Source organism: Burkholderia sp. 3C, assembly GCF_054589155.1.
Genome location: NZ_BAAILN010000123.1, coordinates 1 through 225 on the forward strand (window position 1 = coordinate 1; position 225 = coordinate 225).

Genomic DNA, 225 nt, shown 5'->3' on the forward strand with positions numbered 1-225 from the left:
TCACGATGCCGCGTTCGATACGACCCGTCACCACCGTGCCGCGACCCGAGATCGAGAACACGTCTTCCACCGGCATCAGGAACAGGCCGTCAACTGCGCGTTCCGGCGTCGGGATGTACGTGTCCAGTGCATCGGCCAGGTTCATGATCGCCACTTCGCCCAGCTCGCCCGTGTCGCCTTCCAGCGCCAGCTTGGCCGAACCCTTCACGATCGGCGTGTCGTCGC

At 64.9% G+C, this 225-nt stretch carries 1 pseudogene; it reads right to left on the bottom strand.

Annotated features, from left to right (window positions below):
• Nucleotides 1–225, bottom strand: a pseudogene (gene tuf, locus ACYP33_RS24485) (elongation factor Tu); the annotation flags it as partial.